Origin of the sequence: Mycobacterium sp., assembly GCF_040509115.1 — a bacterium.
Classification (GTDB): domain Bacteria; phylum Actinomycetota; class Actinomycetes; order Mycobacteriales; family Mycobacteriaceae; genus Mycobacterium.
Genome location: NZ_JBEVLO010000048.1, coordinates 1 through 8,394, shown reverse-complemented (window position 1 = coordinate 8,394; position 8,394 = coordinate 1). Strand labels below are relative to the sequence as shown.

Genomic DNA, 8,394 nt, shown 5'->3' with positions numbered 1-8,394 from the left:
CGACGTGCTGCGATACGACCACGACCCCCGCGTCGAATCCTTCGGCGACGAAGCCGTCGCCGCCCTGGGCGACCGCAGCGGCGTGACCGCCGAACAGGTGTTCAAAACGCTGGTCATCGCCATTCCGAAGGGACTCGCCGTCGCCGTCCTCCCCGTCCCGCACAAGCTCTCGCTCAAGGCTGCGGCGGCCGCGCTAGGGGTGCCGAAGGCGGAGATGGCCGACAAGGCCGCCGCCGAGCGGTCCACCGGCTACGTACTCGGTGGCATATCGCCGTTGGGTCAACGCAAGCCGCTACCGACCGTCGTCGACGACTCCGCGTTGATCTGGGACAAGGTGCTCTGCAGCGCAGGCAAGCGCGGACTGGAGGTCGTTCTTGCTCCCACGGACCTCATCCGTCTCACCAACGCGGTGACCGCGGACATCCTGGCGACCTAGGGTTGGACGCATGTCGCTGTCGGGAAAGACCATGTTCATCTCGGGCGCCAGCCGCGGTATCGGGCTGGCGATCGCCAAGCGCGTCGCCGCCGACGGCGCCAACGTCGCCCTGGTCGCCAAGACCGCAGAACCGCATCCCAAGCTCGAGGGCACGATCTACACGGCGGCCAAGGAGATCGAGGCCGCAGGGGGGCAGGCGCTACCGATCCTCGGCGACGTCCGCGATGGCGAATCCGTGGCGGCGGCAGTGGCCCAAGCGGTCGCGCAGTTCGGCGGGATCGACATCTGCGTCAACAACGCCTCGGCCATCAACCTGGGGTCCATCACCGAGGTCCCGCTCAAGCGGTTCGACCTCATGAACGGCATCAACGTCCGTGGCACCTACGCGGTCTCCCAGGCCTGCATCCCGCACATGAAGGGCCGGGAAAATCCACACATCCTGACGCTGTCCCCGCCCATCCTGCTCGAATCCAAGTGGCTCAAGCCGACGGCCTACATGATGGCCAAGTACGGCATGACGCTGTGCGGACTCGGGATGGCGGAGGAACTGCGGGCCGACGGAATCGCGTCGAACACGCTGTGGCCGCGCACCATGGTCGCCACCGCGGCCGTGCAGAACCTGCTCGGCGGTCCCGAGGCGATGGCCAGGGCGCGCAAACCCGAGGTGTACGCAGACGCCGCCTACGAGATCTTCACCAGGCCCGCGACCGAGTACACCGGCAACGCGGTGCTGTGCGAGGACGTCCTGGTCGAGTCCGGCGTGACGGACCTCTCCATCTACGACTGCGTGCCCGGCTCCGAGCTCGGGGTCGACCTGTGGGTGGAGACACCGAATCCGCCGGGGTACACCGGCCCCTAGGTCGAGCGCGAACGTCGAGCAACGTGCGATTCCGCCCGGAAACGTCGATCGCCTCGTCGCGTTCGGCGGGTGGCGGCGGGGAGCCGTCACGGTACGGCCGCGCTGAACTACGGTGAAACCGTGAGCAATTCCGTGTGGGCAGCCGGCCGCTACGAGTCCGTCGCCGAACGCATCGAGGCCATCGCCGAACAGACCGTGGACGCAGCAAACCGCAGACATCCGCTACGCGGGGCCACCGTCGTCGACCTCGCCTGCGGCACGGGCAGCGCCGCGCTGGCCGCCGCCGCGCGTGGCGCCCTGGTCACCGGCGTCGACGTCACACCAGAGTTGATCGACGTCGGCAAGCAGAGGGCCGCCGACGCGGGGCACTCGGTGACCTGGGTGACCGCCGACGCGGCCGACACCGGATTGCCCGAGCACTCGTTCGACGCCGCCGTGTCGAACATGGGCATCATCTTCGTCGACCCGGACGGACAGCTCCCCGAGCTCGCCAGGTTGCTGAAACCAGCTGGCGTGCTTTCCATCTCGTCCTGGCGACGCGACGCCAGCAATCCGTTCTACGACCCCATCCTCGCCGTGCTCGGCGCACCGCCCAATCAGGGTTTCTCCCCCGATCAGTGGGGCGACCCGGCCATCGTCCAGCGTCGCCTCGCCGCCGACTTCTCCGACGTCGACACCGCAGAGGGAAGGCTGACGTGGCGATTCGCGTCGATCGACGCCACGCTGCACTTCCTAGAGCACGAATCGCCGATGCACGTCGACCTCTTCAAGCGCGTCGACGACGACCAGCGCCGCCAACTGACGGACGCATTCGCCGACGCCATACGCCCGCACGTCACCGCCGACGGCGTTGCGTTCGACTCGAGCTACGTAGTGGTGAGCGCCCTTCGCCGAGGGTGAATCACGTTGCCTGATAAAGGATTCCGCGACCGATCGCTTCGCGTACCACCGGCAATGCGGCACTCGCGAGCGCATCGGCGTCGACGCCATGATGGGCCGCGAGGAGATCGACCAGCATGCCGAGCGGCACCTCGCCGCGGCAGCCCGCGAGTAGCGCGCGCGACACCTCGTCGACGCCGAGCACGGCGCCGGGACCACCGGGTCTCCGCACCGCCGCGCCGACCACCTGCCAACCATCGGCACCAGGCAACGACTGCTCCTCAAGGAGCACCGCCGCGGTGGACAACTTGGCGGCCAAGAGTGCGTCGTCGCCGGTGTCGTGCAAGTACTCCCGGCGCGCGAAGAACGCGTCGACCTCGGGTCCCGTCAACCCTTCGTCAGCGCCCGTGATCTCCTCGAGCACCTGGTCGGGCGGGCGGTTCTCGCCGCGGCGTGGCGCCCGCACCGAAATCATGCCCATGCCGACCCCGGCCACGCCCTGCTCGTCGAACCAGTCCAACCACAGTCCGCCGCGGCGGGCCGCATCCTCTGGCCGCTCACCTGCATCCGAGGTCCACAGCGACACGTAGCTGACCGGACTGGCGAACTCGCGCTGGACCACCCACGCATGCAGACCGGTGCCCGCCAGCCAGCCTCGTACCCTCTTCCGCCAGTCATGCCCACGAGGCACGATCCAGTTCGCCATGATCTGGGCGGTGCCACCGGGCTCCAGGTGATCACCGACCTCTTCGATCAGTTTCTGCGACAACGCATCTCCGGCCATTCCGGAGTCCCGATAGAGATAGTCAAGCGCCCCGGTGCCGACCACGAACGGCGGATTGGACACGATGAGGTCGAAGCGTTCGCCCCCGACCGGCTCGAACAGGCTGCCGCAGCGCAGATCCCATTCCATGCCGTTGAGACGCGCGGTCGCCGCGGCCAGCGCCAGGGCCCGTTCGTTGGTGTCGGTCGCGACGATCTCGTCGCAGTGCGCCGACAGGTGCAAAGCCTGGATGCCGCTACCGGTGCCGACGTCCAGCGCACGCCGCACCGGCGTCCGCACCACGGCGTGGGCCAGCGTCACCGATGCCCCGCCGATGCCCAGGACGTGGTCGTAGTGCACGGGCCCGGGGTTCAGCGCGGCGTCCTGATCGGAAACCACCAGGAAGTCGCTGGTCCCGTCGCCGTGCGGACGCACGTCGAGCACCGCTCGAAGCGAATCACCCTCGGTTCGTTCGACGACGCCATTCGCCAGGAGCGCGTCGACGCCTGCCGTTGGCAGGGCCAGCGCAACGCGGTCCCGTGATTCGGAGGTGCCCAGCAGGAACAGCCGCACCAGCACCGCCAGTCGCTCACCACCGGGAGCGGGGCGGTCAGTGACCCGCAGCGCCGACCACCACAATCCGCGGCTGAACGCCGCGTTGGCGTCGGCGCCGAGCAGACCGGCTACGCCGTCGGTGGTGTACCCGGCGCTGCGCAGGTCGGCGGCCAGCGCGTCGACGACGGCGGTCGCGTGGAGCGGTTGGGTCACAGCAGAGTGCCCTGCTCGGGCTCGGGCTCGGCAGGCGCGATCAGCTCGGGGCCATTGTTGCGGACGCTATTGACCAGCCGGGACACCTGCCGGATCGCGATGCGGTCGAGGTCGCCGTGGCCGCGCAACAACCCTTCGTCGACGGGGGCGTCGGGGTCCAGCCAATGATCCCAGTCGCGTTCGCTGATGGTCAGCGGCATGCGGTCGTGGATCTCGGCCAGCGGCCCTGCCGAGTCGGTGGTGATGATGGAGCAGCTGAGCAACGGCGGCGCGTCGGAGGGGGCACCCGAATCCTTCGCGGGCCGCCACGTCGACCACAGGCCCGCCATGTACAGCAGCTCGCCGTCGGCGCCGTACATGAAGAACGGCGTCTTGGCCGCCTTCTTGCCGGACGTGGTCTCGCCGTTGGGCCGCCACTCGTACCAGCCGTCCATCGGGATCAGGCATCGCTTGCCCTTGGCCGAGCTGCGGAAGGCACCCGACGTGGTGACCGTCTCCGCACGGGCGTTGATCAGCAGCGCCTTGGTGTCAGGGCCACCGTCCTCGGCCGTCTTGGCCCACGGCGGGACCAGGCCCCACCGCATCATGCGGACCCGGCGCGTCGATTGATCGTCCGGTTCGGAGTGCCGCTTGACCACCGAGGTGATGGTGGTGGTCGGCGCGACGTTGTAGTTGGGGGCGTTGTAGTTCGGGGCGCCGGTGTCGGGGGCCGCCGTGCTTTCGTCGATGGCCTTGATCTTCTCCGCCAGCAGCGCCGGATCGGTCGTCACTGCGAATCGCCCACACATGCATCCCATGGTTCCAGAAAGTGCCGACAAGGCAGGATGGACACCATGAGCACGCGCGCACCCGAGGAGCAGAACCGGAAGTGGCAGGCACCGACGACGCCCACGCCGGTCTACGCCACGGTCGAGGTGCCGGGCTCGAAGTCCCAGACCAATCGAGCGCTGGTTCTCGCCGCATTGGCCACGCCGCAGGGCACGTCGACGGTGAGCGGCGCACTGCGCAGCCGCGACACCGACCTGATGATCGGGGCCCTGCGGACGCTCGGCATCGCGCTCGACGGCAACGACACCGAGCTGACGGTCAGCGGCGCCATCTCCCCCGCCAAGGACGCCACCATCGACTGTGGCCTGGCGGGCACCGTGCTGCGTTTCGTCCCTCCCGTCGCAGCCCTCGGCGACCAGGACGTCGTCTTCGACGGTGACGAGCAGGCCCGGTCGCGTCCGATCGCTCCGCTGCTCGACGGGCTCCGCGGGCTCGGCGTCGGCCTGGACGGCGACGGACTGCCATTCCGGGTACACGGAGCCGGTTCGGTGGCCGGGGGCACGGTGCACATCGACGCCTCTGCGTCGTCTCAGTTCGTGTCCGGCCTGCTGCTGTCCGGCGCCACCTTCACCGAGGGACTGACCGTCGTGCACACCGGGGACTCCGTGCCGTCGGCGCCTCACGTGGCGATGACGGTGTCGATGCTCCGCGATGCGGGCGTATCCGTCGACGACTCGACGCCGAACCGCTGGGAGATCCGGCCAGGGCCGATTGCCGCGCGCCACTGGGCCATCGAACCCGACATGTCGAACTCGATCCCCTTTCTGGCGGCCGCCATCGTCACCGCAGGATCGGTTCGGATCGCGCTGTGGCCGCGGGAGAGCGTGCAACCGTCGGACACCATCCTGGAACTGCTCGCCAAGACCGGAGCGATTGTCCAGCAGGCTGATTCGTTCCTGGAGGTGAAGGGGTCCGGCAGCTTCGGAGGCTTCGATGCCGACCTGCACGACGTCGGAGAACTCACGCCGTCGATCGCGGCGATCGCGGCGTTGGCCGAGCCGGGCGCGGTATCGCATCTCACCGGCATCGCCCACCTGCGCGGCCACGAGACCGACCGGCTCGCGGCCCTCACCAACGAGATCAACAACCTCGGCGGTGACTGCCGCGAAGTCGCCGACGGGTTGGTCGTCACGGCCACCCAGCTGCACGGCGGCGTCTGGCAGTCCTACGCCGACCACCGCATGGCGACTGCGGGTGCGATCGTCGGATTGCGCGTGCCCGGCGTGGAGGTCGAGGACATCGGCACCACGGCCAAGACGCTGCCCGACTTCCCGCGGATGTGGGCAGACATGCTGGCCGGTCAGGTATCCGAAACCCCTTGAGTCAGCACGACTGGGATGAATCCGACGTCCGGGTACGCCCGGGCCGGGGTTCGCGGCCGCGCACCAAGACGCGCCCCGAACACGCCGACGCCAAGGCCGGGATGGTCGTCACGGTCGACCGCGGCAGGTGGGGGTGTGCACTCGGCGGCGATCCGCACCGCGTCGTCACGGCGATGCGGGCGCGCGAGCTCGGTAGAACCCCGATCGTGGTGGGCGACGAGGTCGACATCGTCGGGGACCTCTCCGGCCAACCGGACACGCTGGCCCGCATCGTTCGGCGCGGTGAACGGCGAACGGTGTTGCGGCGCACCGCCGATGACACGGATCCGACCGAGCGGGTGCTGGTGGCCAACGCCGACCAGCTGTTGATCGTCGTCGCGCTGGCCGATCCACCACCGCGCACCGGCTTCGTGGAGCGCTCGCTGATCGCCGCCTATGCCGGCGGCCTCACCCCGATCCTCTGCTTGACGAAGTCGGATCTGGTGCCACCGGAGGCCTTCGCCGCACAGTTCGTCGGCCTGGACCTGACGGTCGTCACCGCAGGCCGCAGCGATGACCTCGACGTGGTGGCGGACCTGCTGGTCGGCAAGCTGACCGTGCTCGTCGGGCACTCCGGCGTCGGCAAGTCGACGCTGGTGAATCGTCTTGTCCCCGATGCCGATCGGGCGGTGGGCGTGGTGTCCGGCGTCGGCAAGGGCAAACACACCTCGACGCAGTCGGTCGCGTTGCCGCTGCACGATTCCGGCTGGGTGATCGACACCCCTGGCATCCGGTCGTTCGGTCTTGCCCACGTCACGGCCGACGACGTCATGCAGGCGTTCTCGGATCTGGCCGAGGCCATCGAGGACTGCCCGCGCGGGTGCGGACACATGGGTCCACCCGCCGATCCGGAGTGCGCGCTCGACGGGCTCACCGGCCCGGCGGCCGAACGCGTGCTGGCGGCACGTCGATTGCTGGCCGCAATGAGAGCGGGCTAGTGGGCTACCTCGAATCGACCCGGGCCGGGTACGACGCCACCGCCGCCGAGTACGCGGCCCGCTTCCACCACTACCTCGACGACAAGCCGGTCGACCTCGCCATGCTCTCGGCGTTCGCGGGCCTGGTGCGCTCCGTCGGTCAGCCCGCTGTCCTCGACGTGGGGTGCGGGACGGGCGCGACGACCGCGCTCCTGCACGACCATGGGCTCGCCGCAACGGGAATCGACCTGTCCCCCAGGATGATCGACGAGGCGCGTCGTCTCAGCCCGCACCTGCGGTTCCGCGTCGGATCGGCGGGCGATTTGGGGGTTGGCGACGCCAGCGTCGGGGGCGTGTGTGCGTGGTACTCGCTCGTTCACGTCCCCGACGAGGACCTGGCGTCGATCCTGGCCGAGTTTGCTCGCGTGCTGACGCCGCGTGGCGTGCTTCTGCTCGCGTTCCAGGTGGGAAGCGTGGCCAAGCGGTTGACCGAGGCGTTCGGGGTCTCCGTCGACCTACTCTTTCACCGGCGCACCCCCGCCGCGGTCACCGCTGCGCTGGACGCCGCAGGGCTGGAGGTCTACTCGACCACCGTGCGCGAACCCGACGACGACGGCGTCCAGTCCACCCCGCAGGCGTTCATGCTTGCCCGCAAGCCAGCCGCGACTCCGTTTGCACTAACGTCGTAGAGGGCGGGTTCCACGAGGAACCGAGCCGAAGGAGGCAATTTTCGTGAGCAACGTACCGGCGATCGAACTCACCAGCGGAGCCAGCATTCCGCAGCTTGGATTCGGCGTCTACCAGATCGACCCCGATGAGACGGCGGCCGCGGTCAAGACCGCCTTGGACATCGGCTACCGGCACATCGACACCGCCGAGATGTACAGGAACGAAGCGGGCGTGGGCCAGGGCATCCGGGACTCCGGACTCGACCGTGCCGACATCTTCGTGACCAGCAAGCTCAACAACGGATATCACGAACCCGACGCTGCGCGTAAGGCGTTCGATGAGACCCTCGAAAAGCTTGGTTTCGACTACGTCGACCTGTTCCTGATCCATTGGCCGCTGCCAACGCTCTACGGCGGCGACTTCGTCTCGACGTGGCAGACGCTGGAGGAGTTCCGGCGCGACGGCCGAGCCAAGAGCATCGGAGTTTCGAACTTTCAGGTCGGACATCTCGAGCGCTTGGCCAGCGAGACCGACACCGTCCCGGCGGTGAACCAGATCGAGGTACACCCCTACTTCGTCAACGCGGAAGTGCGGGCGTACTGCGCCGAGCACGACATCGCGGTCGAGGCGTGGTCACCGATCGCGCAGGGCAACGTCCTCGACGACCCCGTGGTGACCGAGATCGCCGAACGGACAGGCAGGTCAGCGGCTCAGGTCGTTCTTCGCTGGCACATTCAGCGCGGTGACATCGTGTTCCCGAAGTCGGTGACGCCGAAGCGAATCGAAGAGAACTTCGCGCTGTTCGACTTCGAGTTGAGCCAGCACGACGTCGACGCGCTGAGCGCACTGGACAAGGGCGAGGAAGGCCGCACGGGCCCGAACCCCGACGTCTTCGACTACATCCCCGACTAGGC

The 8,394-nt window shown here is 68.6% G+C and carries 9 protein-coding genes; 7 read left to right on the top strand and 2 right to left on the bottom strand.

Translation table 11 applies throughout. The features are described from left to right. From ABW137_RS03945 to ABW137_RS03935, 3 genes are all read left to right on the top strand, one after another. The coding region (locus ABW137_RS03945; protein WP_526397094.1) for an aminoacyl-tRNA deacylase at positions 1–436 on the top strand (436 nt) is incomplete at its 5' end. Positions 437–446: 10 nt separating this feature from the next. Next, positions 447–1,295: an SDR family oxidoreductase gene (locus tag ABW137_RS03940; RefSeq protein WP_526397092.1), complete on the top strand. Its 849-nt coding sequence runs from the start codon at positions 447–449 to the stop codon at positions 1,293–1,295. A 120-nt stretch (positions 1,296–1,415) separates the two neighbouring features. Further along, the gene (locus ABW137_RS03935; RefSeq protein WP_526397090.1) at positions 1,416–2,195 is read left to right on the top strand and encodes a class I SAM-dependent methyltransferase; all 780 of its coding nucleotides are present in this window, start codon (positions 1,416–1,418) and stop codon (positions 2,193–2,195) included. A gap of 1 nt (position 2,196) precedes the next feature. On the opposite strand, the gene ABW137_RS03930 is transcribed toward ABW137_RS03935, so the two are convergent. Both ABW137_RS03930 and ABW137_RS03925 read right to left on the bottom strand, forming a co-directional pair. Then, complete coding sequence (locus ABW137_RS03930) at positions 2,197–3,705, bottom strand: DUF7782 domain-containing protein (RefSeq protein ID WP_526397089.1); 1,509 nt, start codon at positions 3,703–3,705, stop codon at positions 2,197–2,199. Continuing rightward, positions 3,702–4,493, bottom strand: a complete 792-nt coding sequence (locus ABW137_RS03925; protein ID WP_526397087.1) for an SOS response-associated peptidase — start codon at positions 4,491–4,493, stop codon at positions 3,702–3,704. The genes ABW137_RS03930 and ABW137_RS03925 overlap by 4 nt, the downstream gene beginning before the upstream one ends. 45 nt (positions 4,494–4,538) lie before the next feature. On the opposite strand from ABW137_RS03925, the gene aroA reads away from it, so the two are divergent. Genes aroA through ABW137_RS03905 form a run of 4 tightly spaced genes read left to right on the top strand, consistent with a single transcriptional unit; the run spans position 4,539 to position 8,392 of the window. Continuing rightward, the gene (gene aroA / locus ABW137_RS03920; RefSeq protein WP_526397085.1) at positions 4,539–5,855 is read left to right on the top strand and encodes a 3-phosphoshikimate 1-carboxyvinyltransferase; all 1,317 of its coding nucleotides are present in this window, start codon (positions 4,539–4,541) and stop codon (positions 5,853–5,855) included. Continuing rightward, positions 5,852–6,832 carry a ribosome small subunit-dependent GTPase A gene (rsgA, locus tag ABW137_RS03915; RefSeq protein ID WP_526397083.1) on the top strand — a complete coding sequence of 327 codons (981 nt, stop codon included), beginning with the start codon at positions 5,852–5,854 and terminating at the stop codon, positions 6,830–6,832. The genes aroA and rsgA overlap by 4 nt, the downstream gene beginning before the upstream one ends. After that, positions 6,832–7,500, top strand: a complete 669-nt coding sequence (locus ABW137_RS03910) for a class I SAM-dependent methyltransferase (protein WP_526397081.1) — start codon at positions 6,832–6,834, stop codon at positions 7,498–7,500. The genes rsgA and ABW137_RS03910 overlap by 1 nt, the downstream gene beginning before the upstream one ends. Before the next feature lie 43 nt (positions 7,501–7,543). Further along, entirely contained in the window at positions 7,544–8,392 is an 849-nt protein-coding gene (locus ABW137_RS03905) for an aldo/keto reductase (protein WP_526397079.1), read from the top strand. The last annotated feature ends 2 nt before the right edge of the window (positions 8,393–8,394 follow it).

Coding starts and splice junctions, on each gene's coding strand:
- aroA (WP_526397085.1), top strand. CDS start 4,539: ATGAGCACGCGCGCACCCGAGGAGCAGAACCGGAAGTGGCAGGCACCG.
- ABW137_RS03940 (WP_526397092.1), top strand. CDS start 447: ATGTCGCTGTCGGGAAAGACCATGTTCATCTCGGGCGCCAGCCGCGGT.
- ABW137_RS03925 (WP_526397087.1), bottom strand. CDS start 4,493: ATGTGTGGGCGATTCGCAGTGACGACCGATCCGGCGCTGCTGGCGGAG.